The following is a 25,949-nucleotide window of genomic DNA, read 5'->3' on the forward strand; positions in this document are numbered from 1 at the left end:
GGGCACCATGTTTGGTCGACGCAAGCGCCGGCGCCCAGGTGGGCGATCTCTCCGCGGTATTCCGCGCAAGGTCCTCGCCCCCGTTGAAGAGATCGTCGAGCAGGGCCTGTTGGTCGCCGACGTCGCCGTCCGCATGAATGTCAAGAACGCGATCATCATGAACGCGCTGCGCCGCGACGTCGACTACGACGAAGAGATGATTCGCGACCTTGCCCGCACCGCGCTCACCGAGCTCGCGGACGAGCGGGAGCGTGACGCGAAACACATCCGCCGCATGCGCGACGAGATCCGCGACTACGGGCGCAGTGCCTGGAGCGAGTCTGAGTACAGCAACGACGACAATCGGACGCTGCGCCACCGCCAAGAGGTCTACGAGACCCTCGCCAAGGAACTGCGCGAGCGCGCGGCGAACGACGAGTATCTGAACGAGAGCACGAAGCGTGCGCGCGACGCGGCCTGGGAAGAGATCGGCGATTCACTCAAGGTGCGCGCTGCGCACCCCTACTACGGCGGCGGCCGCGACGAGGAGTACAAGCAGGAGCGCGAGGGCCGCATAGCGCAGCTGATCTCGCAGGACCTCACCCGGCTCATGGAGGAGAAGACCGCCAGCGAGTCAGGCGGCAAGCGCGGGCTGTTCCGCCGCAAGGACGAACCAGCGCGCGAGGGCTAAGGCGTCACCGGGGTGATGCGACCGTACTGAGCCGGATCAGCCGTGCCTCGTTCTCCGCGACGTGCGCGAGCACCTCGCGCCGGGCCAGCGTCGAGTTCCTGGCGACGATCGCATCCGCAATGCTGCGGTGGTCCGCGAGCGCCTCGCTCACGCCGACCGCGGACTCGACCTCGTCGCGGTGCAGCAGGCGAATCGCGTAGACCATCTCGACCGAGAGGTTCGCGAAGAACGCGTCGATACGGGGGCTCCCGAGCAGCGCGATGACCGACGCGTGAAACTCCACGTCGGCGAACGCATGAGCCGGGGAGTCCTGGCCCGTGCGCGCGGCGGCCTCGAGCCGGGCGTACGCGTCGCGCACGTTGTCGAGGAGCTCCTGCGGCGCCGTTCTGCACGCCCGGGCGCCCTGCGCTTCGAGCGTGCGGCGCACTCGGTACAGGTCTTGCACGTCGAGCCGGGTGAAGCTGCGCACGCTCGCGCCGCGATTGCGCTCGTGTCGCACGATGCCCTCGTGGCCGAGGGTCATGAGGGCCTCGCGGGCGGTGCGGCGTGAGCACCCGAAAGCTTCGGCCACGGCGACCTCGCGCAGCGGCGACCCCGGGGCGATCTCGAGCGCGAGGATGCGGGTGCGGAGCGCCTGGGCAATCTGGGCGGGGGAGTTCATGCCCGGAGCCAGTCGGCGAGTACGCGGAAGGCCGCGAGGGAGCCGTTCGAGCGGGCGCCGGCGTACGCCCCGCGGTTGCTCTGCATGCGCGCCTGCCAGACGACGGTGTTGAGCGCGAGGCGCACCGTCGCGATGGCGGGGAACGCGCGGCGCTCGGCGTCGGTGAAGGGGATCTCGGACTCCCAGCCCTCGGCGACGCCGAGGACGGCGCGCACCGGGTCGGCGCTATTGCGCGCCAGATACCCGGCCGCGATCGCGGGCTCGGCGACCCGCCACCCGACGAGCATGTCGTCGAAGTCGATGATGGCGGCGACCTCGCCGGCCGCGGTGGCGAGGACGTTCGAGTCGTGGAGATCCTGGTGGACGAGCGCGAGGGGCAGCTCGTCCGCGACCGGCGCGATCAGCCGCTCGTGCACGGCGAGCGCGGCCTCGCCCACCGCGAGGATTTCTGCGTCGTCGATCAGTGGGAGGTGCTCGGCGATGACGGCCGCGCTCTCGCGTGAGTCCCAGGTGTGCGTAATCTCGTGCGGCGGGCGGGGCATCTCGAGCAGATCGTGCTGCAGCCGTGCGGCGACCCGGCCGAGGGTGACGCCGAAGGTGTCCGGGACGACGATCGCGCCGTAGGGGGCGGCGTCGACCCAGTCCATCGCGAGCACCTGCACCGGCGTTCCCTCGTGGGTGGCAGCGGCGATCAGCCCGCCGTCGAGGGCCTGGCGTAGGGCGGGGACCGGGTGGCCCCGACGGGTGAGTTCGTCCGAGACGAGTGCGCGCCAGCGTTGCACGGGGGCTTCACTTGGGCTCGAGCCCTGCATTTTGACCGCGAGGCGTCCCTCGGAGCTCTGCGCGGCGAACGTGCTGGCGAGCTCGCTGCCCAGCGGGCGCATCGACTCGGCGGCGATGCCGTGCGTGCCCCGCAGGATCGCCGTGGCCTCGGCGGGGGTCAGGGTGAGCTCGATCATGTGTCTCCTGTGCGTGGCATAGTTCTCGATGTCGCCGAAATATTGCGAAAGCTGAGCCTGATTCTAGGGGAAGGTCATGTATATTGGTGAACAATCTGAGATTCGCGGCCCTGCCGGGGGCGGGCCACCGCGGACCCACACCGAGCGACGAGGCGGGACTATCACGATGACGCAGCACGAGGACGCACCCACGCACGTCGCGGCAGACAGCGGGGCCGAACGCTCGCTGATGGTGAACGCGTTCTCGCGCGAGCACGCGACGAACCTCGATCCGGCCATGGCCGCGTTGCTCGATCGCCGCGAGCGGGTGCTCGGCGCGGCGAACCGGCTGTTCTACTCCGAGCCGCTGCACCTCGTGCGTGGCGAGGGGTCCCATCTCTTCGACGCACAGGGGCGGGACTATCTCGACGCGTACAACAACGTCCCCGCCGTCGGGCACAGCAACCCCCGGGTGCAGGCGGCGGTCGCCCGGCAGCTCGGCGAGCTGAATACGCACACCCGCTACCTCACGGACGCGGTCGTGGAGTATGCCGAGCGCCTCACGGAGAAGTTCCCGGACCCCCTCACCCAGGTCATGTACGCCTGCACGGGCAGCGAGGCGGTCGATCTCGCGCTGCGGATCGTCCGTCACGCCACCGGTGGTCAGGGCATCATCGTGACCCGCAACGCCTACCACGGCACGACCGCTGCGGTCGCGGAGATTTCCCCGAGCCTCGGGGCGAACAACCGGATCCCCGAGACCGTCGCGCTCGTCGACGCCCCCGACTCGGTGCGCGGCCCGGGTGGGGAGGCTGCGCTCCAGCGGTGGGTGAGCGACATCGAGCGCGCGATCGCCGGCTTTGCCGAGCGCGGTATCCCGTTCGCGGGCATGATCGTGGACTCGGTGCTCTCGAGCGACGGCCTGCGGCTGGATCCTGCCGGTTTCCTCGCCCGCGCCGCGGCCACCGTTCGTGCGGCGGGTGGCCTGTACATCGCCGACGAGGTGCAGCCGGGATTCGGGCGCACGGGCGAGTGGTGGGGTTTCAGCCGCCACGGCTTCGTTCCCGACCTCGTGGTGCTGGGCAAGCCCATGGGTAACGGCGTGCCGATCTCGGCTGTCGTGGGCTCGCGCGCGCTGTTCGACGCGTTCGGGCAGAGCACGCGCTACTTCAACACGTTCGCCGGAAACCCGGTCAGCATCGCCGCGGCCACCGCCGTGCTCGACGAGATCGAGGATCGCGCGCTGCTCGTGCACTCCGCGACAACCGGCGCCCGGCTGCTGGCCGGCATCACCGAGATCACCGACGCGCAGGCCCAGCGATCGGGGCGCCGCACGGTCGCCGAGAACCGCGGCGCCGGGCTCTTTCTCAGCGTCGAGTACGTGCTGCCCGGGGGCGACGAGCCGGACGCATCGACGGCGCTCGCCGTCGTCGGCGCGCTGCGGGAGCGACGCATCCTCGTGAGTGCATCGGGCACCTATGAAAACGTTCTCAAGATTCGCCCGCCGCTGGTGTTCAGCGACGCGGATGTTGCTCGGTTCCTCGACGGATTCGACGCAGTCACGCGAACGCTCTAGCCTGGGGTCAGTCGCGCACTCAGCGTCGAGTGGCGAAGGAGTTCGTGCGGGCTCGCCTGATTAGGCGGGCCCCGCGAGCTCCGGGTGTTTTTCCAACATGCCGGCGACGAACCAGCAGGATGCCTGCAACGGTTTTCCGTACACCGTCTCGTCGGCGAGCGCGTGCCGCACGAGCAACGCAGAGAGCCCGGTGCCGCGCAGCGACGGGTCGACCACCGTGTGATCGAAGTCGAAGCCGCCGTTCGCAAGGGGCGAGTAATGCGCCTCTCCAACCTCGACGCCCTGGGCAGTGAGGACGAAGCGCTGCCGCTCGGGCTCGTGCGTGATCAGATATCCGGCCTCGCGGGCCGCCGTTTCATCGGTGAATCGTGCCATGTCGCTGAGTCTACGCCGGGGATCCTGGATCGCCCGGGCCCGCGGGCATAGTCTGAAGTCATGTCGATCAGAGATACTCCCGTGACCCTGCCCAACGGAGAAACCCGCCGATTCGGGGACATCGCGCCGGGCGCCGCCCTGGTCGTGAACGTCGCCTCCAAGTGTGGCTTCACCCCGCAATACGCCGGGCTTGAGGAATTGTCCGAGAAGTATGGGCCGCAGGGGCTGACGGTCGTCGGGATGCCGTGCAACCAGTTCCTGCGCCAGGAGCCGGGCAGCGACGCCGATATCGCCGAGTTCTGCCAGCTGAACTTCGGGGTGACCTTCCCGCTGCTTGCCAAGGGCAAGGTGAACGGCCGCGGTCGTGCGCCCCTGTTCGATGCGCTCCGCCGCGCGAAGGATGCGAACGGCGTCGCGGGCGTCGTGCGTTGGAACTTCGAGAAGTTCCTCGTGTGGCCGGACCCGGCAGGCAACGGCGAGCCCCGCATCGTACGCTTCCGCTCGACGACCGAACCCGATTCGGACGAGATCGTCGCCGCGGTTGAGGCAGCCCTGAGCTCGGTCTCGGCCTGATCGACCGGCCGCTCGCACGGTCCTCGCGTCGAGGGCGGCTACACTTCAGGAACGTGTCTGCTCTGCGATTTCCTGCCCCGCGACGAGCGTTCGCCCTCGCGCTGATCGTCGTCTGCGCGCCGATGTTGATGACCGCGTGCGCGCCAGAACCCGAGCCGGAACCGCTGCAGCTCAGCATCAGCGAGGCGGGTGGCGCGTATCTCGATGCCGTGTGCCCCGTCAACGATTCCTGGGACGAGCTCGACCTCGCGGTCGATCAGGTGCGCCTCGCGCTGGACGCGGGAGAAGTATCGCCGGCGGCCGAGGCGGCGCTCTCGGAAGCGCTCGACGACCTGGGATCTGCGAGCATAGGTGCGGCGCGGGAGCTCGAGGACCCCGACCAGGTGTGGCCGGCGGGCTCTGCCCGCCTGGTGGCTCAGGTCGCCGAGTCGCTTCGCGTCGATGGCGCCGAGGCTGCGCGGGCGCTGAAGCTGACCCCGGAAAAGGCCGCAAAGCTGAGCTGGCCCGACGTCGCCGAGTCGGCCGAGACCGCGGCGGCCGCGCGCGCCGCGCTCGGCTTGCCCGCAGACAGTGCCGCGGCGTGTGCCGAACGGCCACGCCCTGAGCCCACTCCGGCAGAAGAGACCACCAAGCCCGGCGAGGGAGCCAAGCCATGACCCATCGTGAGACAACTCATTCCGCGTCCGGCGCTCCCGCTGAGCTCGCCCCAGAACTGGCCGCCGAGCGCGCGCTCAGGCTGGCGGCGGGCTGCGGCAACGGGCTTCTGTCCGGCGCGGTCGTGGAGATTCTGGCCGGTGAGGCCCTCTCCACGGTGCTGCGCTCGGCGCTCTCCCGAATGGGGGCGCGCCTGCTGGGCACAGGCGGCTCCCTCGCGCGGGGCCCGGCCGACTACGTCTTCGTCGACGGCGAGATCCGCGAGCCCGAGCTGGCCGTGCTCATGGGGGAGCGTCTGCGCGACGTCACCCGCCTGCCCGCGATCTTCGTTTGCCTGGGCGAGAGCCCCGACCTCGACGCGCTCGAGTCGGCGCTCGGCTCGCTCTCGGTGACGAGCGGGGCAGAGCTGCCCGCGGACGCCACGCGCTCCCGGGCGCTGCGCTGGCGCCGCCGCGAGCCGCGCGCGCAGGTTGCGGAGTTCCGGCTGGACGGTCGGGCCGTCGCCCTCGCGATCCCGGCGAGCGAACTGACCGTGCCCGACGCGCGCACCCGCATCTCCGAATCGGCCGCCCGTATTGAGTGGGCGGGGCGCGGCATGCCGGCGACGGCGGGGCTTGCGCGTTCCCTCGCCGAGACAGGCGCGATCCGGGGCACCCGCGTCGGCGTCAGCCTGGTGCTCGAGCCCAAGACCGCGGCCCTCGCGATCGCCCTGCGCGATGCCGGCGCGGAGGTGGCCGTGTTCTCAGCCGACGGCGAGACCGACCCCGCGGTCGCGACCGCGCTCGCCGAGCTCGGCGTCGAGGTCTTCGCCCCGAAGCTCGGCCTCGATCCCGTTCCTGCCGACCAGGACGGCGCGGACACCGACACTCTGGCCCTCGACGCGGCGCACGCGGCCGGGATCCTGGACTGGGCCCCCGAGCTCTTGATCGACGACGGCTCGCACCTCGTCCGCCTGGCACACACCGAGCGCCCCGGCGCGCTCGAGAGGCTCCGTGCCGCGAGCGAGGAGACGACGAGCGGGGTGCGTCCGCTGATCGAGATGGCCGCCGAGGGGGCGCTCTGCATCCCGGTGATCGCCGTCAACGACGCCCGCACGAAGTCCGAGTTCGACAACCGCATCGGGACGGGTCAGTCCTGCGTGTTCGCCATCGCCGATCTGCTCGACTCCGCCGCACGTCCGGGGCACGACGCTGCCGGCGCGGGAGCGACCGGGATCGGGGGGACGCGCTGGGTCGTCGTCGGTTATGGCCCGGTCGGGGCGGGAGTTGCCCGCTTTGCCGCGGCGCTCGGGGCGAAGATCACCGTGGTCGAGCGCGACCCCGTCCGGGCGTTGCAGGCGCTCCACGACGGGTTTGAGGCGAGCACGCTCGCCTCGGCCCTGCCCATCGCGGACGTCGCCGTGAGCGCGACGGGCGTCTGGCACACGCTGAGCGGCGACGATCTCGCGCGGCTTCGGCCGGGTGCTGCGGTCGCGGTGGCCGGAGGGATCGACGACGAGCTCGCGCTCGACGAGCTGCGCGAACGCGGCTGGCAGGCCGAGCACCACGGCCCGCACCTTGCCACCTGGCGCGCGCCGGGGGAAGCCGGAGGCCCACTCGTGCTGGCGGACGGCGCCGGGGTGAACTACACCGCGGGCGAGGGAAATCCCATCGAGGTCATGGACCTTTCGTTCGCGACGCAACTCAGCTCGCTCGGCAGGATCGCCGAGGGGCTGGACGCGGTCGGCGTGCACGTGCTCGACGCCGCGGCGGAGCGCCGGGTCGCCGCCGCCGCCCTTCAGGCGCACGGCGGCGAGGTGGATCCGCTGGGGTCGGGGCCGGTCCGCCCGGGGGGAGCGGCCCAGCACTGGACCGCTCACCGCTACCGCGCGACGGACTCCCGGGGCTGATCCGCGCGCACCCGGCGAAACAGCGGCTTGCCTCGATCGCGATCGAGCAGGCGCCAGAAGAGCCACCAGAGCAGCAGCGTCGCTGAGGCGCCGCCGATCACCCCAACAATCGCGTCCGAGATCCAGTGGGCGTTGACGAAGGTGCGCTGCCAGATCATGCCGATCGCGAGCACCGCGCCGACAATCCACCAGATTTTGCGGGCCGCGACGGGCAGGATCGCGGCGATCGCGACGACCAGGATGCCGACGCTCACACCGTGCCCCGAGGGAAACGAGCCGTGGTCGACGGGGATGAGCGGGCCGGACAGGCCGAGTGCCGCATCTGCGGCGGGGCGTGGCCGATCGACGAGATTCTTGACCACCTGCGAGACGACGATGCTGACGCCGAACTCTGCGGCGAGCACGAACAGTGCCGACCGCCAGCGACGGATGATGAACAGCCAGCCGGGAATCACGATGACCATGAGCACGGCCCCTCCGATCTGGCCGATCTCCTGGAACAGCATCACGATCGGGTTCTGAATCTGCGCCTCGTTGGTCGCGCCGACGAGCGCCCGCCACCAGTCGTCGAGGGGCTGGGTGAACGGGTGCTCGACGTTCGCCGCGACGGCGAATCCGAACGCGGTGAACACCAGCATGCCGAGCAGCCCGGTGGCCAGTGGCCAGGAGGGGCGGCGCGTTTTCCCTGCGCGGGCCGGTGGTGCCGAGGTCGTGAGGGGAGCGGTGCCTGGATCCATTACCATGAGGTCCTTTCGTAGCTTCGACGGTGAAGCGTTGGGCGGAATTGTGAAAACCTTACGATGTACGGTTTCTTGACGCAATCGGAATGTCAATGAGCTTGCGCTCGTGTGGACAACGCGGGACACTGTTCCCGAACGTCGCTCGGTTTCGGGCGTCGTGCCCCCTTTTGGCCAACTCAATGACGAGGAGCCCGCATGTCTCAGCCTTACAACGTCGGTGATCCGACCATCCCGGTCGCCCCGACCGGAATTATCTCGACCGCCCAGCCGGTCGCCGGCGAGCCGCCCACGAGTCCGCCGGCCAGCAAGGCCACGCTGCCCGCGATCCTGATGTCGTCGTTCACCCTGTTTGCGACCTACGCGGGCCTCATCGCGATCCTGCTGCCCTCGCAGGTCCTGCTGCTGGACGAAGCGAACAAGGTCGCGAACCTCGCGATTGTGACCACGGTCTCGTTCGTGTTCACCCTGTTCGCCCAGCCCATCGTCGGCGCGCTCAGCGACCGCACCCGGTCAAAGCTCGGGCGGCGCTCCCCGTGGATGCTGATCGGCGCGTTCGTCGGCGGGATCCTGCTGCTCGGGATGGGCTCGCTCACCTCGCTGGTCTGGATCACCGTGTTCTGGGTCGTCATCCAGGTCGCGCTCAACGCGATCCAGGGGCCGCTGTCGGCGATCACCCCCGACCGCTTCCCGCGCGACAAGCGGGGCACGGCGAGCGCGATGTCTGGTATCGGCATGCAACTCGGGAGCACCGTCGGCGTCATTACCGCCGGAGCGCTCGCCACGAGCCTCGGCCTCGCCTACGCGGTCTTCGGCATCGTGGTCATGGTGGTCACCGTCATCTTTGTCCTCATTAACCGTGACTGGTCGAGCAAGGAGGCCGCGGTCGACCCGTGGAGCTGGAAGACCTTCCTCTCGGGATTCTGGGTCAGCCCGAAGCGCCACCCCGATTTTGCGTGGGCCTTCGCCGCCCGCTTCCTGCTCATTCTGGGGTACTTCGTCATCGCGGCGTTCCAGCTGTACCTGCTCACCGACTTCATCGGCATGCCGCTCGTCGAGGCGCAGGGCGCCGTCATCACGCTGACCCTCGTCGCCTTCGTGCCGACGCTCGTCGCGATCGCGGTGTCGGGTTGGTGGAGCGACAAGGCCGGCCGGCGCAAGGTCTTCATCTATGCCGCGTCGGTGATCATGGTCATCGGCCTTGCGATGCCGCTGATGATGCCGAACATGACCGGCATGATCGCGATGAGCATCATCAACGGATTCGGCTTCGGGCTGTATATGTCTGTCGACGCGGCGCTCATGACCGAGGTGCTGCCGGGCGGGGGAGCGGCCGCGGGCAAGGACCTCGGTATTCTGAACATCGCCACGAACATCCCGCAGGCGCTCAGCCCGGCCATCGCCGGCCTCATCATTACCTACTTCGGCGGCTACTCGATGCTCTTCGTGTTCGCCATCGTCTTCTCGATCATCGCCGCCCTCGCTATCATCCCGATCAAGAGCGTTCGTTAGGAGCACACCGTGTCGAACACCACCACGTCATTCGTTGAGGTCGAGACCCGGGCCGGTCGGGTGCGCGGCACCTGGCGGGGCGTGTCGGGTGCGGCCGACGGGTCGGCGGCGTTTCTCGGCATTCCATTCGCCGAACCGCCGGTGGGGGAGCTTCGCTTCCAAGCCCCCGTGCCGCACCGTTCGTGGGAGGGCGTGCGCGACGCCCTCGAGTTCGGCCCGACGGCGCAGCGGGGCGACCCCGGGGTCACACTGATTCCCGAGCCGAGCGTGCCGGGCGAATCGACCCTGAACGTGAACGTGTTCACCCCGTCTCCGCAGCAGCCGCAGTCGGGGGCCGGATTGCCGGTGCTTGTCTGGATCCACGGCGGCGGCTACTTCGCCGGCTCACCCGCGAGCCTCTGGTACGACGGCCGCGGCTTCAACCGCGACGGCGTCGTGACGGTGACGATCTCGTACCGGCTCGGCTTCGACGGTTTCGGCTGGATCGAGGACGCGCCGTCGAACCGCGGCGTGCGCGACTGGCTGTTGGCGCTCGAGTGGGTGCAACAGAACATCGCCGAGTTTGGCGGCGACCCGAGTCGCGTGACGATCGCCGGCCAGTCGGCCGGCGGCGGGGCCGTACAGACCCTGCTCGGCATGGAGGCGGCCCAGCACCTCTTCCATGGCGTGTACTCGGTCTCGGGCGCGCTCGCCGATGTGACCCCGGCGCGGGCGGAGGCGTTCGGCCGGAAGCTCGCGGCGGGCCTCGGCGTTGCCCCCACCGTGGCCGGCTTCGGCTCGCGCACCGAGTCGCAGGTCCTGGAAGCACAGCAGGAGTCGACCAAGATGACGGCCGACGGCTTCCAGGACATGATCAAGGAGGGCCTCGCCCTCGGCCCGACCATCGACGGCGACCTGATCCTGCGCGCGACGACCGACTCGTTCAAGGCGGGGGTCGGCGCCGACAAGCCACTCGTCATGGGCACGACGGACGACGAGTTCTCGATGGTGTTCTCGGAGCAGGCGAAGAAGTTGCGCTGGGTCCCGAAGCGGCTCCTGCTCGGCAAACTCGGCCTGCCCAAGGCTGCGATGAAGGGATACCTCGCGGCGAATCAGGACGCGGTGAGCAAGGGAACGGCCCGCATCGGCGGCCGCTTCCTCACCGACCTCATGTTCCGCAAGGCGCTCGTCGAGACGGTCGCGCGGCGCGAGGGCGCCCCGACTTGGGTGTATCGGTTCTCCTGGCCGTCGGGGGTCTTCGGTTTCGCTGAGCACTGCATCGACGTGCCGTTCTTCTTTGATTGCCTTGACTCCCCGGTGGGCATTGAGGCTTTGGCCGGGCCGAACCCGCCGCAGGGCCTGGCGGACGCGGTGCACGGCGGAGCCGTCGCGTTCATCACGACGGGCGATCCCGGGTGGCCCCAGTACTCCGAGCCGTCGCGACAGACCCGGGTCTTCAATACCCCGTCGTCGGTCGTGGGCGACGGATACGCGGGCGTTCGCCCGCTGCTGTGACGGCCGGGGCGGCCGTCCGAGCGCCTAGACTGGGTTCTCGTGACCGCTGATCCCGCCGCAACGCCCCCCGAGACCGTCCTCTATAGTGCGAACCTCGTGTTGCCCGTCGTGGGACCGCGCATCGCGGACGGCGCGGTCGCGGTGCGCGGCGAAAAGATCCTGCATGTGGGGGATCGGCGTTGGGTGCGCCAGGCGCTCGAGGAGCGCGGGATCGCATACCGCGAGGAGCGCTTCGACGGCGTGCTTGCGCCAGGCCTCGTCAATGCGCACACCCACCTGCAGTACACGCACATGGGCGAGCTGGCGCAGCGCCACTACACCGGCTTTGACGACTGGGGCGACGCCTTCGACGTCGTCTACGACCGCGGCGGGCACGACTGGGCCGCCGCCGCGGCGGAGGGGGCGGCGAGCTCGCTCGCGGCCGGCGTGACGGCCGCCGCTGATGTCGTCACCGACGAGTCGGCGCTGAGCGCCCTCCACGATGCGGGCCTGCACGGCATCGCCTACTGGGAGGTGTACGGCAAGAGCAACGCGGACTGGACCGACGAGGCGCGCGCCGACGTGCTCGAGCAGATCCGTCGCATCCCGACGCCCCCCGGAGCCGGGGTCTCGCCCCACGCCCCCTACTCCCTCGAGGTGCAGCCGCTGCTCGAGATCCCCGACCTGGTGCGCGAGCAGGGACTTCGTCTGCACATCCACCTCGCCGAGGCGCACATGGAGCGCGGCCTGCGCGGCTCCCACGAGACGTGGCCCGAGCTCGGCGCGGACAGCTTCCGCGCCCTGCGCTCGCGCGGCATCGGCGTCTCGTCCACCCAATTCGTCGACCACCTCGGCGTGCTCGGGCCCGACTGCCACATCGCCCACGGCGTGTACGTCAGTGCCGAGGACCGGGCGCTGCTCCGCGCCCGGGGCACGAGCGTCGCGCTCTGCCCGCGCTCGAACGAGATCATCGGCCTCGACATGCCGCCGATCGCCGACTATCTGCGCGAGGGCAGCCCGATCTCGGTGGGCACCGACTCACTGTCGTCGTCGCCGTCCCTCGACCCGCTCGCGGACGTCGCGCTGCTCTACCGGGTGGCGCGAGAGCAGGGCTACGCGGGGCGCGACCTCCACGCCCGACTGTTCTCGGCCGCAACCTTCGGCGGGGCCGCGGCGCTCGGCTTGAGCGTCGGTACCCGCCGGATCGGCCAGCTCGTCGTCGGCGCCCTCGCCGATCTCGCCTTCTTCGACGTTCCCGTGACGAACCCCGACGACACGCTCGCGCACCTCGTCGAGAGCGGGGCAGGATCCTGCGCCCGCACCGTCGTCGCGGGCGCCGAACGGTTCGCGCGCTAGCGTCAGCCCAGCGCGCCCGCTGCGTGACGCCAGGTGACGCAGATTGTCACGCCCGTTGACGCTTTGCCGTAGGATCGAGGGGTTGTCGTGTGCCCACGCCACGGCACAACCTCGGTCCCGCCCCGCTCGTACCCGGAGGATTCCCATGTCTCGCACCATCCGCATCGGCGCGCTTGTCGCCGCAGCAACCGCCGCAGTTCTCGCCGTCTCGGGCTGCGCGCCCGCCTCGGACAGCGAGACCGTTACCCCCGACAAGCTGACCATCGCGACCGGCCAGCCGGCATACGAGCCCTGGGTCGTTGGCGACAAGCCTGAGTCGGGCGAAGGCTTCGAAGCCGCCGTCGGGTTCGCGGTCGCCGAGGAGCTCGGTTTCGACGCGAAGGACGTCGTCTGGGTGCGCTCGAGTTTCGACTCGGCCATCGCGCCGGGCCCCAAGGACTGGGACCTGAACCTCCAGCAGTTCTCGGTCACCGAGGAGCGGGCGCAGGCCGTCGACTTCTCGTCGCCGTACTACACGACCACCCAGGCGGTCGTCGCGAACGCCGGCACGGATGCCGCGAACGCGACGGACTTGGCCGGGCTCAAGAGCTCGCTGATCGGCGTCGCCGCCGGCACCACCTCCTACGACGTCGCGAAGGCCGAGATCGACCCGACGAGCGAGATCCAGGTCTTCAACTCGGTGGACGACGTCATCGCCGCCATGCAGAGCGGCCAGATCGATGCCTTCGTCACTGACCTCCCCGGCGCCTTCTACGCGGTGGGCGCGCAGCTCGATGACGGCGTCATCGTCGGTCAGTTGAACTCCACGGACGGCGGCGATGAGTTCGCCATCGTGCTGCCCAAGGACTCGAAGCTGACCGCCAAGACCACCGCAGCGGTCGACGCCCTGCGCGAGAACGGCACGCTGGCCGAGCTCGAGACCCAGTGGCTCGCCGACCAGGGCGCTCCCGTCCTGAAGTAGGTCTGACCCAGTGAGCCTCTCAACCATTCCGGCCAACCCGCAGGATCCCGCCCCGGCGGGTCGGATCGGGGACGGCTCACGCGCACTCAGCAGGATCGAGCTTGACCGCCGCGACTTCCGTCGCCGGCAGCGCTCGCGCTCGATCCTGCTGAGTATCGTCAGCACGCTCGTCTTCGCCGTCGTGATTGGCGTCGTGATCGTGAACAGCCCCGGCTGGGACCGCGTGCAGACCACGTTCTTCAACTTCGAGACCGCGGTGAACTCGTTCCCGGCGATCCTCAAGGGCCTCTGGCTCAACATCCAGGTGCTGTTCGTCGCGGCGATCGGCGTCGCGATCCTCGGCACGCTGCTGGCCGTCGCGCGCACGCTCAAGGGCGCGGTGTTCACGCCGCTCAGGCTGCTCGCCGCCGGCTACACCGACATCTTCCGCGGCATCCCCGTGCTGCTCGTCTTGTACCTGGTCGGCTTCGGCCTGCCGGGGCTCGAGCTGTTCGGGCGCATGCCCGCCCAGTTCTGGGGCACCATCGCCCTGATCCTGACCTACTCGGCCTACGTCGCCGAGGTGCTGCGCGCAGGCATCGACGCCGTGCACCCCTCGCAGCGCCTTGCCGCTCGCTCGCTCGGACTCAGCCGCACCAAGACGCTGCGGCTCATCGTGCTGCCGCAGGGCGTGCGCAAGGTGACGCCCGCGCTGATGAACGACTTCGTGTCGATGCAGAAGGACGTCGGCCTGATCTCGGTGCTGGGAGCGGTCGACGCCGTGCGCGCCGCGCAGATCGAGGTCGCCTCCAGCTACAACTTCACGCCCTACGTCGTTGCAGGAATCCTGTTCATCATCATCTCCTGGCCGATGATCCGCCTCACCGACTGGGTGACGGCACGCCAGCAGCAGCGCGAGCAGATCGGAGGCTCGGTATGACCGAGACCGCTTCCCCGGCGCGCGGCGCCGAATCGGTCCTGCGGGTCGAGGACGTCCACAAGTCGTTCGGCGAGGCGCATGTGCTCCGCGGCATCTCGCTCGACGTCGGGCAGCACGAGGTCGTCGTGCTCATCGGAGCGAGCGGCTCGGGCAAGTCCACCCTGCTCAAGACGATCAACCTGCTCGAGCAGATCGACGACGGCCAGATCTTCCTCGGCGATACGGACATCAGTGACCCGCGCGTGAACGTCGACCAGGTGCGCGCGCGCATCGGCGTCGTATTCCAGCACTACAACCTCTTCCCGCACCTGAACGTCCTCGACAACGTGACGCTCGCCGCCCGCAAGGTGTTTGGCGTGCCGAAGGCGGAGGCAGAGCAGACCGGTCGCGACCTCCTCGCGCGCATCGGCCTTGCCGACAAGGCGAAGGAATACCCGGATCGCCTCTCCGGGGGGCAGCAGCAACGCGTCGCGATCGTGCGGGCCCTGGCGACCGACCCCGAGCTGTTGCTGCTGGACGAGATCACGAGTGCCCTCGACCCTCAGCTCGTGGGCGAGGTGCTCGACCTCGTGCGCGAGCTCAAGGCCGGCGGCACCACGATCGTGATGGCGACCCACGAGATGTCCTTCGCGCGCCGCGTGGCCGACCGGGTCGTGTACTTGAAGGACGGCGTGATCGTCGAGTCGGGCACTCCCGAGCAGATCTTCGACGCCCCGCAGAAGCCCGAGACGATCGAGTTCTTGGCGCGCCTGGGCGATCCGTTCGCCTAGGCCGGCTCGCGTGCAGCTGCGCGCTGCGCCGACGAAAAATGGGCGGTACCCCCGAGGGGATACCGCCCATTTTCGATGTGCGAACTACTGCTGCTGGTTGCCCTCAGCCGGGTCGACCGGAGCCTGCGGCTGGACCGGAGCCTGCGGCTGGACCGGGGCCTGCGGCTGGTACGGTGCCTGCGGCTGGTACGGCTGCTGAGCCGGAGCCTGCTGCTGCTGCTGCGCGTACGCTGCCTGCGGCATGGGCTGTGCCTTGGGCTGCTTCTGCGCGTGCGCGGGCATGACGCCGCCGAAGCGCGCCGCAATCTGACGCTCGAGGTAGGTCGTGCCCTGGCGGGGGAAGAAGATGCCGCGGGTGCCGTGGATAGCGCCCTCGGGACGCCAGACCGAGTTCTTGCCCCAGGCGAGGATGCCGATCCAGACGAGCGGGACCAGGATGCCGAGCACGATCATGCCGGCGCCCGGGCGCGAGAACGCGCGGTTCAGGTTGATGACCACGAAGATCTGCAGCACGATCATGGCGAGCGAGGGGAGATACGACAGCAGGCTGAAGAGGTAGCCGATGACGATCATGCCGGTCATTGCGCCGCTCGCACTGCTGTCGAACTCGCCCGACATGCCGACTGAGCTGAGCGCGCCGAGCGGGGCAGTGGCCGTGAGTGCCGTACCAATGCCGCTCAAGACAAGTGTCGCGCCGTAGCAGATGAGGTAGTACCAGCCGCTCACCCCGCCGTGCTCCATGAGGAGGAACTCGCGGTAGAAGGGGACCCATGCGCCCCAGGGGTTGGGGTGACCCGACTTCTGGTACATCTTCATGTACGCGATGCTCGAGAAGACGTACACGGCGACTACGAAGAGCGCCAAGACCGCAAAGAAGATGATGAGGAACGCGAAGAACGCGCCCATGCCGGCGGCGAAGTCCGCCATGCCGTCGTTGTAGTCATCCATAAGCTGAGTGGTCTCCATTCGTCGGGTGCCCCGGATGTCCGGGTCGGTGTTTCGAGCCTAGCGCGGATTGGTGCCGCGTCCGAAAGTGCGGGTATGCTGTACCTTTCCCCATTTTCTCGCGCCACCACCGAAAGGCCCTTCGTCATGTCTCGTTCCTCCGCCGTGCACTCCAGCGAGCACGCAGTCGACGACAAGATTGGGCCGCGCGAGAACCTGGCGATCTGGTTGTTGCTCGTCTCCTCGTTCGTGGTGATTCTCAACGAGACCGTGATGGGCGTGGCGTTGCCGCGGCTCATGCTCGACCTCGACATCTCGCCGTCGACGGGGCAGTGGCTGACGACCGCGTTCCTGCTCACGATGAGCGTGGTGATCCCGATTACGGGCATGCTGATCCAGCGGATGAAGACACGCACGCTCTTCATCGTGGCGATGGCGTTCTTCGTGACGGGCACCGCGGTCGCGGCGATCGCGCCCGGGTTCGCGGTGCTGCTGCTTGGCCGCATCGTGCAGGCCGTCGGCACCGCGATCATGATGCCGCTGCTCATGACGACCGTCATCACGCTCGTGCCCGAGCGGCACCGCGGCGCGCTGATGGGGCGCATTGCCATCGTCATGTCGGTCGCCCCGGCGCTCGGCCCGACGCTGTCCGGGATGATCCTGCAGCACCTCAGCTGGCGCTGGCTGTTCATCGTGATGCTGCCGATCGCGGCCGCGGCGCTGGTCATCGGCGCAATCAAACTGCCCAACGTCGGCGAGCGTCGCTACACGCGCATCGACGCGATCTCGGTCGTGCTCTCTGCGCTGGGCTTCGGCGGTATTGTCTTCGGCCTGAGTGCCGTCGGGCAGCGGGCGAGCGGAGGCGAGGCGGTCGAGCCTCTGATCCCGATCATCGTGGGCGTGATTTCGCTCGGCCTCTTCGTCTGGCGCCAGCTCAGCCTGCAGCGCCACGACCGCGCGCTGCTCGATCTTCGCACCTTCAACTCGCGCCCGTTCGCGCTGTCCGTGCTGCTGCTCGCCGTCAGCATGATCGCCCTGTTTGGCACCCTCGTGCTGCTGCCGATCTACCTCCAGGACGTGCTCGGCGCCGACACGCTCGCGACCGGCCTTGTGCTGCTGCCCGGCGGTCTGCTGATGGGCCTGCTCGGCCCGGTCGTCGGCGGCATCGTCGACCGCCACGGCGTCAAGCCCCTGCTGGTCCCGGGTACCGCGATGACCGCTGCGGCCCTCTGGCTGATGGGCACGTTTGGGGAGTTCACCCCGATCTGGCTCGCCGTGGTGGCCCACCTCATTTTGAGCATCGGCCTCGCGTGCACGTTCACGCCGCTCTTCTCGCTCTCGCTCGGATCGCTGCCGCCGCACCTCGCGGCCCACGGCAGCGCGACGATCTCGACGATTCAGCAGGTTGCCGGGGCCGCCGGCACCGCGGTGTTCGTGACGGTCATGAGCGTCGTCTCGGCCGGAGCGATCTCTCGCGGTATCGGCGAGGTGCCCGCGATGGCAAACGGCATGCAGGCCGCGTTCCTGTTGGGCGGTGCAGTGGCCACGCTTGCCGCCGTCGTCGCGATCTTCGTGAAGGCCGACCCGATCGTGCACGAGGAGACGGTCGAGGGTGTTGTTGAGCCGGCGAGCGTCGAAGCCCAGGCGCAGGCTCAGGCGCAGGCCGGAGCCTAGTCCGAAGCCGGCGCCTCACCCGGACTCGGGCCTACGCCCAGTCGTCGACCTCGGGGATCGCCTCGATCGAGCGGCGCACGGCGTCGGCGAGCTGGCGCACCGCGACCGGGGGCTGGCGGCCAGGGCCCTCGCCCGGCGCGGCCAGCACGATCTCGCGCGCAAAGCGATCATCGGCGATGGGCCGGATCACGACGCCCGCCGGGATCGTCGTCGCCGCGAGGCGCGGCACGAGCCCGATGACCATGCCGGCGGCGACGAGCCCGAGCACGACGGAGAAATCGTCGGTGCGAATGGCGACGTCGATCTCGTGCCCCGCCTCGGCGAAGACATCGCGCACGATGTCGTCCATTGTGTCGCCGGCGGTCGCGCCGAGCACCCAGTGCTCGTCCGCGAGTGTGAGCAGCGCCTCATTGTCGATGATGCGCAGCTCGGCGAGCGGGTGCGTGCGGGGGAGCGCGAGCAGCAGCGGGTCCCGCATGACGTGCGTCGTGTGGACGTCCGCGCGGAACGGCAGGTCGTAGTCCCCTGCGGTATAGAGCAGGGCGGCGTCGAGTTCGCGCTGGTTGATCCGGGTCACGAGCGGCGTGACCTCCTCGAGCACCGCGTCGATCTCGACGCCGACCTCTGACAGGCGCGCGGCGATCTGCGGCAGCAGCTGCGCCGCCGCGGTGGGGAAGGTGCCAAAACGCAGCCGGATCCTGCCGAGCTGCGAGAGGTCCCGGACGTCCACGAGCGCGCGCTCGGAGAGGCTCAGGATCTCGATGCCCCGCTCGAGCATGACCGAACCTGCCGTCGTGAGCGTGCTGCCGCGGCTTGAACGCGACAGGAGGGCCGTGCCCGCGAGCCGGTCGAGGTTCTTGAGGTGGTAGTCCACCGTGGGCTGGCTCCAGCCGAGTCGCAGGGCGGCCCGCGAGACCGAGCCCTCCTGGGCGACGGCGCGGAGGGCTTCGAGCTGGCGCAGATCTATCACGGCTCCACATTACTGCCTATAGCGCATCGGTCCCCAGAGTGGGTGCAGGTACCAGAGAGTATCTGGTGCCGGGGGAGCCAAAGCGGGGGTTCACTCGGTGAGCCGGCTGCGGGAATATCGTCTTATGCTGCACGCCAAGACTCACGCCGACTCCCACCAGCTCACCACCGCCCTGGCGGGCGAGGCCATTTCGGGTGCGCAGAACGCGGCGCCCGCGCCGCTGAGCCAGGCGTGTGCGCCATATGCGGAGGCGCTGCAGCGCCACGTCGCCGCTCACCCGGTGAACCTCATGGTCCCCGGGCACGGCGGCACCGCCCGCGAGGGCGCCAGCCAGCTGGCCGACTTCTTCGGCGAGCAGGCGGTCACCCTCGACATCCCACTCATGCTCAAGGGCATCGACCTGGGCGATGACTCGCCGTTGCGCCAGGCGCAGCAGCTCGCCGCCGAGGCGTGGGGCGCGCGCCGCACCTGGTTCATGACGAACGGCGCCTCGCAGGCGAACCGCACCGCCGCGATCGCCGTGCGCGGTCTCGGCGCAAACATCCTGTCGCAGCGCAGCGCCCACTCGAGCTTCAGCGACGGCGTGCTCGTCGCGGGGCTGAACCCGAGCTTTGTCGCCCCGACGGTCGACGAGCGCCACGGCATCGCGCACGGCGTGACGCCCGAGGCCCTCGAGGCAGCGCTCGTGCTGGCCGAGGCCGAGGGGCGCCCGGCGGCGTCTGTCTATGTCATCTCGCCGAGCTACTTCGGCTCGGTCGCCGACGTCGCCGGCCTCGCCCGCGTCGCCCACGCGCACGGCGCCCCGCTCATCGTCGACGGCGCCTGGGGTGCGCACTTCGGCTTCCACCCCGATCTGCCCGAGTCGCCCGCGAAGCTGGGCGCCGACCTCGTCGTCTCGAGCACGCACAAGCTCGCGGGCTCGTTCACCCAGTCCGCCATGCTGCACCTGGGAGAGGGCCCGTTCGCGGACCGGTTGGAGCCGCTCGTCGCCCGCGCGGTCACCATGACGGCCTCGACCTCCGAGAGCTCGCTGCTCATGGGCTCGCTCGATATCGCCCGCATGGCGATCGTCGCGAATACCGAGAAGATCGGCGAATCGATCGCGATGGCGCAGGAGCTGCGGGCACGCCTGCGCGCCGACGGCCGTTTCGCGATCATCAGCGACGACTTTGACCGGTTCGCCGACATTGTCGAGACCGACCTGCTACGCGTCCCCGTCGATGTCTCGGGCCTCGGTCAGAGCGGCCACTGGGTGCGCGACCGCCTGGTCGAGGAACACCACCTGTACTTCGAGATGTCGACGGCCACCAGCATCGTCGCCGTGATTGGCGCGGGCCAGGTGCCCGACCTGGACTTCATCATGAACGCGATGCGCGAGGTCGCCGACGAGGCGGACGCGCTGCGCGCTGCCGGGCAGTCCGTCGAGGTGAGCTTCCCGCCGCTGCCGACCGCCGGGAAGCTGCGTATGCTCCCGCGCGATGCCTTCTTCGCCGAGACCGAGGTCGTGCCCGCAGCCGAGGCCGTCGGGCGCGTGTCGTCGGACTCGCTCGCCGCCTACCCGCCGGGCATCCCGAACGTGCTCCCGGGCGAGGAGATCACGGCCGAGACGGTTCGCTTCCTGACGGCCGTTGCGGCGTCGCCCACCGGCTACGTCCGTGGCGCAATCGATCCGCTGGTCACTGAGATCCGCGTGGTCCGCGAGGCGTAGGGCGCTCCAGCGCGGTCGCATTGCCCCGTCCGGTTACCCGCAGCCGCTCCGGTTCCCTGGGTGATACATGTTTTCTCGGAGCCGCGGCTCGCGATCGTCCGAGACAACCCGACTCGCTGACACAACTCGGCGCCGTCGAGTTTGCGCAATGTGCTGCTTCAACTCAATCGAAGCAGCACATTGCGCAAGCTCGAGCGAAGATCTGGCGCGCAGGGCAGCGAAAATGACGCCCTGGCCCCGTTGAGTCAGGCGCCTTAGCGCCCCGGGAACTCCGGGCGGCGCTTCTCGACGAACGCGGCGGTGCCCTCGGCCATGTCGGCCGTATCGAAGCAGGCCGCGAACGCGGCGCGCTCCACCTCGAGGCCCGCGTCGATCGACAGCGAGCCGGCCTCGCGCAGCACGCGCTTTGCGGCGGCGACCGCGACGGGGGACTGGCCGGCCGAGAGGTCGATCATCTCGTGGGCCGCTTCGATCAGCTTGCCGTGGTCGGGCAGGATCCGCGAGACGAGGCCGAGCTGAGCAGCCTCGGCGGCATCGATCCTGCGACCGGTGAGGATCAGCTCGCGCGCCGCGGCCGCGCCAACGTAGCGGGGCAGGCGGACGCTGCCGCCGAAGCCGGGGATGAGGCCGAGCGCGACCTCGGGCTGGCCGAAGCTCGCGTTCTCGGAGGCGAGGATGACGTCGCAGGCCATGGCGAGCTCGCAGCCGCCGCCGAGCGCGAAGCCGTTGACCGCCGCGATCACGAGGACGGGCAGGGTCTCGAGCCAGGTCGTGAGCTCCTGCGCCTCGGCGGCATAGGCCGCGGCGGCCGTCGGGTCCATGCCGTTCATCTGGGCGATGTCGCCGCCGGCGACGAACGACCTCGGGCCCGCGCCGGTGATGATGACGCCGCGCACCGGCCACTCGGTGCCGGTCAGCGACTCGCGCACCAGCCCGACGACCGCCCGCATCTCGTCGATGACCTGCGGCGAGAGGGCGTTCAGCGCCTTCGGCCGGTTGACGCGGATGGTGAGCGTCGTGCCGTCGAGCTGCAGCTCGATCGTCTCCGGGTCGAGCTGCGAGAGCTGGTTGACGAACGACGCGGCCATGAGGGTTACTTCTTCTCGAAGAGGTTGCCGATCAGGGTCGAGCTGATGAGCACGAACGCGAGCAGCACGAGCATGACAATCGAGATCGCGACCGCGTCGACGGGCTGGCCGGCGGAGGAGAACTCGTTGACGTGCTCGACGGCGCCCTCGCTTGCGAAGGCAGGCGCGGCCGCGAACAGTGACGCGACAACCGCGGTGAAAGCGACGGCGAGGCGAGTGCGGGTCTTCACGAGGGATCTCCTTGGGTTCAGGGGCGCGGCCGATAGTCATGGGTGCCGCGCCCTCCCATCTTATCTGGAGTGTGATGCCGCGCAGCGCCCGAAATTCCGCGACCCGGGTAAAGTTGGCCTGTGATTGCTGACACCCCCCTCCCCGACGCTTCGTCCCCTTGGTTTGCCAGCTATGCCCCGGACGTGCCACACACGCTCGGCGAGCTGCCCGGATCCCTCACCGAGCTGATGGACCGCTCAATCGCCGAGTTCCCCTCGGCCGTCGCGCTCGAGTTCTTCGGGGCCGAGACGACCTACAAGAAGCTCGGCGAGCAGATCGACCGCGTGGCCGAGTCGCTGCGGAAGCTCGGCGTACAGCATGGCGACCCGGTCGCGATCGTGCTGCCGAACTGCCCGCAGCACATCGTGGCGTTTTACGCGATCCTGCGCCTCGGCGCGATCGTCGTGGAGCATAACCCGCTGTACACGCCGCGCGAGCTGCGGCACCAGTTTGAGGATCACGGCGCCCGCGTCGTGCTCGCATGGGACGCCGTCGTCCCCTCTATTCAGGACTTCCCGGCCGACGTGTTGCCCGCCGAGATCGTCGCCGTCGACATCACGAAGGGCATGCCGCGCGCGATGCGCCTCGCGCTGACCCTCCCGGTCCCATCCATTCGCACCAAGCGGGCGCAGCTCACGAAGCCGGCGAAGGGGGTGCGCAGCTTCGCCGAGCTCGTGAAGGGCCGCCCGATCAGCGATCGCGTGCCGAAGCCCGAACAGGGCGACGTCGCGGTGATCCAATACACGAGCGGCACGACGGGCTCACCCAAGGGCGCAATGCTCAGCCACCGAAACATGCTGTCGAATGCCGCGATGGCGCAGGCCTGGACCCCGACGGTCACGCGCGGCGAGGGCTGCGTCGTCTACGCGGTGCTGCCGATGTTCCACGCCTACGGGCTGACGCTCTGCCTCACCTACGCGATGAGCATGGGCGCGCGCCTCGTGCTCTTCCCGAAGTTCGACCCCGACCTCGTCCTCAAGGTCATCAAGAAGCGCCCGGCGAGCGTGCTGCCCGCGGTGCCGCCGATCTACCAGCGCCTCATGAACGCCGCCGACGAGGCGGGCGTGAGCCTTCAGGGCATCCAGATCGCCGTTTCGGGAGCCATGCCGCTCGACACCGCGCTCGTCACGCCGTGGGAGGAGCGCACCCGGGGCGTGCTCGTCGAGGGCTACGGCCTGAGCGAGTGCTCGCCCGTGTTGATGGTCAACCCGGTGTCCGATGGGCGCAGGATCGGTGCCGTGGGCATCCCGCTGCCCGACACGGACGTGAAGATCGTCGATCCGGATCACCCCGCCACCGAGGTTCCGCTCGGTCAGCCCGGAGAGCTCGTCGTCCGCGGGCCCCAGGTGTTCTCGGGGTACTGGCGAAAGCCGGACGAGACCGCTCAGGTGTTGCAGGACGGTTGGTTCCGCACCGGCGACATCGTGACGATGAGTGAGGACGGCTATGTGTCAATTGTCGACCGCATCAAGGAGCTCATTATCACGGGCGGCTTTAACGTCTCGCCCTCTGAGGTCGAGGAGGCGATGCGCGCGCTCGACGGCGTCGAGGACGCGGCCGCGGTCGGCGAGGTCAGCGTGCGCAACGGCGAGGACGTCGTCGTCGCGGTCGTGATGAAGCCCGGCGCGCAGTTCGACCCCGAGGCGATGCGCGCCCAGCTGCGCGACACCCTGACGGCGTACAAGGTGCCGCGTCGCATCGTGAAGGTCGACGCGTTGCCGAAGTCGATGATCGGCAAGGTGCTGCGCCGCGAGGTCAAGGCGCTCTTGTTCGGGCAGGATCCTGCCGCCGGGGCCGCCGCCACAGCGGGCGAGGCGTCCGCGGAAGGCGACGCCCGATGAGCGAGCGCACGCCTACCCCGATCGACCAGATCGCGGAGGCGTGGGTCGACACCCTCGTCGCGCACGAGCCCACGATCGGCACGATGATCGGTCGAAACGAGGCGAACGGCAAGCTCGCCGATCTCTCGCCCGCGGGCGCCGAGGCATACGCCGCCGACGCTCGGGCGACCCTGGCCGAGCTTTCGGCGGCGGTGCCCGTCGACGCCGTCGATGCGGTGACCCAGGCCGACCTTGGGGCCGAGCTGCGCCTTTCGCTCGCCGAGCACGAGGCGGGCGAGCACCTGCGAAACCTCAACGTGATCGCGTCGCCCGTGCAGGACATCCGCGACTCCTTCGACCTCATGCCGCTCGAGGGCGCGGACGACTGGGAGGCCGTTGCCGAGCGCCTGCGAGCCGTCCCGGCCGCGCTATCGGGGCACCGCGAGTCGCTCGCGCTCGGCGCCGCGCGGGGGAGGGCCCCCGCCATCCGCCAGGTGCGCGAGGTCGCCGAGCAGGCCGGGCGAAACGCCGGGACGGGCGCTGCCGCCGGGCACTTCACCAGCTTTGTCGCCGGGGCGAATGCAGCGACGCTGTCGCCCGCGCTCCGCGCCGAGCTCGAGGCCGCGGCCGGTGGGGCCAGCGCCGCGTACGGCGAGTTTGCCGAGTTCCTGACCCGGGAAGTCGCGCCGCACGCCCCCGAGGCCGACGCGTTCGGGCGCGAGCGGTACGCGCTCGCCTCCGAGGGCTTCCTCGGCCTCGCCGTCGACCTGGACGAGACCTACGAGTGGGGCATCGAGGAGCTCGCCCGCATGGTCTCCGAGCAGGAACGCATCGCGCGCGAGATCCTGCCCGGCGCAAGCGTCGCCGAGGCGATCGCGTTCCTCGACCAGGATCCTGCGAGGAAACTGCACGGAACCGACGCGCTGCAGCGGTGGATGCAGGAGACGAGCGACCGCGCGGTTGCCGAGCTTGGCGCGGCTCACTTCGATATTCCCGCCGAGATCCGGACGCTGGAGTGCCTGATCGCGCCGACTCAAGAGGGCGGGATCTACTACACGGGCCCGACGGACGACTTCTCACGGCCCGGCCGCATGTGGTGGTCGGTGCCCGAGGGCGACACCGAGTTTGCCACGTGGCGCGAGCTCACCACCGTCTTCCACGAGGGGGTGCCCGGGCATCACCTGCAGATCGGGCAGGCCGTCGTGAACCGCGGCAGCCTGAACGAGTGGCGGCGCCAGCTCGCCGGCACCTCGGGTCACGCCGAGGGCTGGGCGCTGTACGCCGAGCGCCTGATGGAGCAGCTCGGCTATCTCGACGACCCGGCGGATCGCCTCGGGATGCTCGACGGGCAGCGCCTGCGCGCGGCGCGCGTGGTGCTCGACATCGGCGTGCACCTCGGCAAGCAGCGGCCCTACGGCGGAGGCGTGTGGGACGGCGACTACGCCTTCGAGTTCCTGCGTGACAACGTCTCGATGAGTGACGCCTCGGTGCGCTTCGAGGTGCTGCGCTACCTCGGCTGGGCCGGGCAGGCACCCTCCTACAAAGTCGGGCAGCGGGTCTGGGAAGACCTGCGCGACGAGTCTGAGGCGCGGGCGGCTGCTTCCGGGGCCACCTTCGACCTGCGCGCGTTCCACAGCCGCGCCCTCGGAATCGGCGGCGTGCGGCTCGACACCCTGCAGCGGGTGCTGCGCGGGGAGCTCGGGGCGTGACAGGTTTGGCGGCCGGTTTCGCCGTCGTGGCTGCCAGCGACCCCTGCCCGTGCGGGCGGGGCGAGCGCTTCGGCTCGTGCTGCGGGGCGATGCACGCGGGCGCGGAGGCACCGACGGCCGAGCGGCTCATGCGGGCGCGCTACAGTGCATTCGTGGTGGGCGACGCCGACTTCCTGCTGGCGTCGTGGCACCCGGGCACCCGGCCCGACGCGTCCGAGTTCGAGCTCGAAGCCGACACGAAGTGGCTGCGGCTGCTCGTCGAGGCGACCGAGCTCGGCGGCCCGTTCGATCAGACCGGGACGGTGACGTTCGCGGCGATCGGGCGCACGTCCGAGGGGCGCTTCGAACAGCGCGAGCACAGCCGCTTCCTGCGCGGCGGAAGCACCGGGTGGCAGTACGTCGACGGGGACTCGATGGACTAGGGAGTCTCGCTCCCGCGGTGCCGGGTGCCCAGGCGGCCGTCCACCTCGTCGGCGAAGTCGGTCTCGCGTGCCGTCGCGGGGGACTCGTCCTGCCACAGCTCCTCGAGATCCGCCCGGAGCTCCTGCTCCTTTTTGGGCTTCTCGTACTCCAGCTCGGTTGAATCGCCGCTCTGGGCCTCGGCGCTTCTCACGCTGTCCTCTGCTCGGTTCATGTCTCGAGCCTAGGGAGCAGGGGAGGCCCGGGCAAGGGGCGGTACAGCAAAGCGCCGACCCGAACAAT

25 protein-coding genes are annotated in these 25,949 nt (G+C 69.7%); 16 read left to right on the plus strand and 9 right to left on the minus strand.

Features of this window, described 5'->3' with window-relative positions; all coding sequences use genetic code 11:
* Window positions 1-7: 7 nt before the first annotated feature.
* A complete protein-coding gene (locus JW030_RS03965) occupies window positions 8-670 on the plus strand; it encodes an asparagine synthase (protein ID WP_188044608.1) in 663 nt (220 codons plus the stop codon).
* A 4-nt stretch (window positions 671-674) separates the two neighbouring features.
* On the opposite strand, the gene JW030_RS03970 is transcribed toward JW030_RS03965, so the two are convergent.
* Entirely contained in the window at window positions 675-1,331 is a 657-nt protein-coding gene (locus JW030_RS03970) for a GntR family transcriptional regulator (protein ID WP_188044607.1), read from the minus strand.
* The gene (locus JW030_RS03975; protein ID WP_188044606.1) at window positions 1,328-2,290 is read right to left on the minus strand and encodes a phosphotransferase; all 963 of its coding nucleotides are present in this window, start codon (window positions 2,288-2,290) and stop codon (window positions 1,328-1,330) included. Before JW030_RS03975 ends, JW030_RS03970 begins: the two co-directional genes overlap by 4 nt.
* Before the next feature lie 166 nt (window positions 2,291-2,456).
* Here JW030_RS03975 and JW030_RS03980 point away from each other — a divergent pair, with 166 nt between their 5' ends.
* Window positions 2,457-3,845, plus strand: coding sequence for an aspartate aminotransferase family protein (locus JW030_RS03980; RefSeq protein ID WP_241095546.1), 1,389 nt, complete (start codon window positions 2,457-2,459; stop codon window positions 3,843-3,845).
* Window positions 3,846-3,905: 60 nt separating this feature from the next.
* On the opposite strand, the gene JW030_RS03985 is transcribed toward JW030_RS03980, so the two are convergent.
* Window positions 3,906-4,220: a GNAT family N-acetyltransferase gene (locus JW030_RS03985; protein ID WP_188044605.1), complete on the minus strand. Its 315-nt coding sequence runs from the start codon at window positions 4,218-4,220 to the stop codon at window positions 3,906-3,908.
* A 60-nt stretch (window positions 4,221-4,280) separates the two neighbouring features.
* On the opposite strand from JW030_RS03985, the gene JW030_RS03990 reads away from it, so the two are divergent.
* The 3 genes from JW030_RS03990 to JW030_RS04000 are packed head-to-tail and all read left to right on the plus strand — an operon-like array spanning window position 4,281 to window position 7,335.
* On the plus strand, window positions 4,281-4,793 hold the full coding sequence (locus JW030_RS03990) for a glutathione peroxidase (RefSeq protein WP_188044604.1): 513 nt from the start codon (window positions 4,281-4,283) through the stop codon (window positions 4,791-4,793).
* Window positions 4,794-4,846: 53 nt separating this feature from the next.
* Window positions 4,847-5,449, plus strand: a complete 603-nt coding sequence (locus JW030_RS03995; protein WP_188044603.1) for a hypothetical protein — start codon at window positions 4,847-4,849, stop codon at window positions 5,447-5,449.
* Window positions 5,446-7,335, plus strand: a complete 1,890-nt coding sequence (locus JW030_RS04000; RefSeq protein ID WP_241095547.1) for an adenosylhomocysteinase — start codon at window positions 5,446-5,448, stop codon at window positions 7,333-7,335. Before JW030_RS03995 ends, JW030_RS04000 begins: the two co-directional genes overlap by 4 nt.
* On the opposite strand, the gene JW030_RS04005 is transcribed toward JW030_RS04000, so the two are convergent.
* On the minus strand, window positions 7,308-8,072 hold the full coding sequence (locus JW030_RS04005) for a phosphatase PAP2 family protein (RefSeq protein WP_188044602.1): 765 nt from the start codon (window positions 8,070-8,072) through the stop codon (window positions 7,308-7,310). The two genes, JW030_RS04000 and JW030_RS04005, sit on opposite strands and share 28 nt — an antisense overlap.
* Window positions 8,073-8,270: 198 nt before the next feature.
* Here JW030_RS04005 and JW030_RS04010 point away from each other — a divergent pair, with 198 nt between their 5' ends.
* The 6 genes from JW030_RS04010 to JW030_RS04035 all read left to right on the plus strand — a co-directional run bounded on the left by JW030_RS04010 (window position 8,271) and on the right by JW030_RS04035 (window position 15,063).
* Entirely contained in the window at window positions 8,271-9,584 is a 1,314-nt protein-coding gene (locus JW030_RS04010; RefSeq protein ID WP_188044601.1) for an MFS transporter, read from the plus strand.
* Between the two features lie 9 nt (window positions 9,585-9,593).
* On the plus strand, window positions 9,594-11,078 hold the full coding sequence (locus tag JW030_RS04015) for a carboxylesterase/lipase family protein (RefSeq protein WP_188044600.1): 1,485 nt from the start codon (window positions 9,594-9,596) through the stop codon (window positions 11,076-11,078).
* 39 nt (window positions 11,079-11,117) lie between these two features.
* A complete protein-coding gene (locus JW030_RS04020; RefSeq protein WP_188044599.1) occupies window positions 11,118-12,413 on the plus strand; it encodes an amidohydrolase family protein in 1,296 nt (431 codons plus the stop codon).
* A 145-nt stretch (window positions 12,414-12,558) separates the two neighbouring features.
* On the plus strand, window positions 12,559-13,374 hold the full coding sequence (locus JW030_RS04025; RefSeq protein ID WP_188044598.1) for an ABC transporter substrate-binding protein: 816 nt from the start codon (window positions 12,559-12,561) through the stop codon (window positions 13,372-13,374).
* Between the two features lie 64 nt (window positions 13,375-13,438).
* Window positions 13,439-14,293, plus strand: a complete 855-nt coding sequence (locus JW030_RS04030; RefSeq protein WP_188044734.1) for an amino acid ABC transporter permease — start codon at window positions 13,439-13,441, stop codon at window positions 14,291-14,293.
* Window positions 14,290-15,063 (plus strand): amino acid ABC transporter ATP-binding protein, encoded by a 774-nt coding sequence (locus tag JW030_RS04035; RefSeq protein WP_188044597.1) that lies wholly within the window; start codon window positions 14,290-14,292, stop codon window positions 15,061-15,063. The genes JW030_RS04030 and JW030_RS04035 overlap by 4 nt, the downstream gene beginning before the upstream one ends.
* A gap of 84 nt (window positions 15,064-15,147) precedes the next feature.
* Here the strand turns inward: JW030_RS04035 and JW030_RS04040 are convergent, their stop codons facing one another.
* On the minus strand, window positions 15,148-16,029 hold the full coding sequence (locus JW030_RS04040) for a hypothetical protein (RefSeq protein ID WP_188044596.1): 882 nt from the start codon (window positions 16,027-16,029) through the stop codon (window positions 15,148-15,150).
* A gap of 126 nt (window positions 16,030-16,155) precedes the next feature.
* Here JW030_RS04040 and JW030_RS04045 point away from each other — a divergent pair, with 126 nt between their 5' ends.
* Complete coding sequence (locus JW030_RS04045) at window positions 16,156-17,682, plus strand: MDR family MFS transporter (protein WP_188044595.1); 1,527 nt, start codon at window positions 16,156-16,158, stop codon at window positions 17,680-17,682.
* 31 nt (window positions 17,683-17,713) lie between these two features.
* On the opposite strand, the gene JW030_RS04050 is transcribed toward JW030_RS04045, so the two are convergent.
* Window positions 17,714-18,652, minus strand: coding sequence for a LysR family transcriptional regulator (locus JW030_RS04050; protein WP_188044594.1), 939 nt, complete (start codon window positions 18,650-18,652; stop codon window positions 17,714-17,716).
* Between the two features lie 124 nt (window positions 18,653-18,776).
* Here JW030_RS04050 and JW030_RS04055 point away from each other — a divergent pair, with 124 nt between their 5' ends.
* Window positions 18,777-20,360 carry an aminotransferase class I/II-fold pyridoxal phosphate-dependent enzyme gene (locus tag JW030_RS04055; protein ID WP_188044593.1) on the plus strand — a complete coding sequence of 528 codons (1,584 nt, stop codon included), beginning with the start codon at window positions 18,777-18,779 and terminating at the stop codon, window positions 20,358-20,360.
* Between the two features lie 254 nt (window positions 20,361-20,614).
* On the opposite strand, the gene JW030_RS04060 is transcribed toward JW030_RS04055, so the two are convergent.
* Together JW030_RS04060 and JW030_RS04065 are read right to left on the minus strand one after the other, a co-directional pair.
* On the minus strand, window positions 20,615-21,448 hold the full coding sequence (locus JW030_RS04060) for an enoyl-CoA hydratase/isomerase family protein (protein WP_188044592.1): 834 nt from the start codon (window positions 21,446-21,448) through the stop codon (window positions 20,615-20,617).
* A gap of 5 nt (window positions 21,449-21,453) precedes the next feature.
* On the minus strand, window positions 21,454-21,678 hold the full coding sequence (locus JW030_RS04065; protein WP_188044591.1) for a hypothetical protein: 225 nt from the start codon (window positions 21,676-21,678) through the stop codon (window positions 21,454-21,456).
* A 123-nt stretch (window positions 21,679-21,801) separates the two neighbouring features.
* Here JW030_RS04065 and JW030_RS04070 point away from each other — a divergent pair, with 123 nt between their 5' ends.
* Genes JW030_RS04070 through JW030_RS04080 form a run of 3 tightly spaced genes read left to right on the plus strand, consistent with a single transcriptional unit; the run spans window position 21,802 to window position 25,669 of the window.
* Complete coding sequence (locus JW030_RS04070; protein WP_188044733.1) at window positions 21,802-23,559, plus strand: long-chain-fatty-acid--CoA ligase; 1,758 nt, start codon at window positions 21,802-21,804, stop codon at window positions 23,557-23,559.
* Window positions 23,556-25,247 (plus strand): DUF885 domain-containing protein, encoded by a 1,692-nt coding sequence (locus tag JW030_RS04075; RefSeq protein WP_188044590.1) that lies wholly within the window; start codon window positions 23,556-23,558, stop codon window positions 25,245-25,247. The genes JW030_RS04070 and JW030_RS04075 overlap by 4 nt, the downstream gene beginning before the upstream one ends.
* Window positions 25,244-25,669: a YchJ family protein gene (locus JW030_RS04080; RefSeq protein WP_241095549.1), complete on the plus strand. Its 426-nt coding sequence runs from the start codon at window positions 25,244-25,246 to the stop codon at window positions 25,667-25,669. Before JW030_RS04075 ends, JW030_RS04080 begins: the two co-directional genes overlap by 4 nt.
* Here JW030_RS04080 and JW030_RS04085 read toward each other — a convergent pair.
* Window positions 25,666-25,881, minus strand: coding sequence for a hypothetical protein (locus JW030_RS04085; RefSeq protein WP_188044589.1), 216 nt, complete (start codon window positions 25,879-25,881; stop codon window positions 25,666-25,668). The two genes, JW030_RS04080 and JW030_RS04085, sit on opposite strands and share 4 nt — an antisense overlap.
* Window positions 25,882-25,949: the final 68 nt, after the last annotated feature.

Origin of the sequence: Leucobacter sp. CX169 (genome assembly GCF_017161405.1) — a bacterium.
Taxonomy (GTDB): domain Bacteria; phylum Actinomycetota; class Actinomycetes; order Actinomycetales; family Microbacteriaceae; genus Cx-87.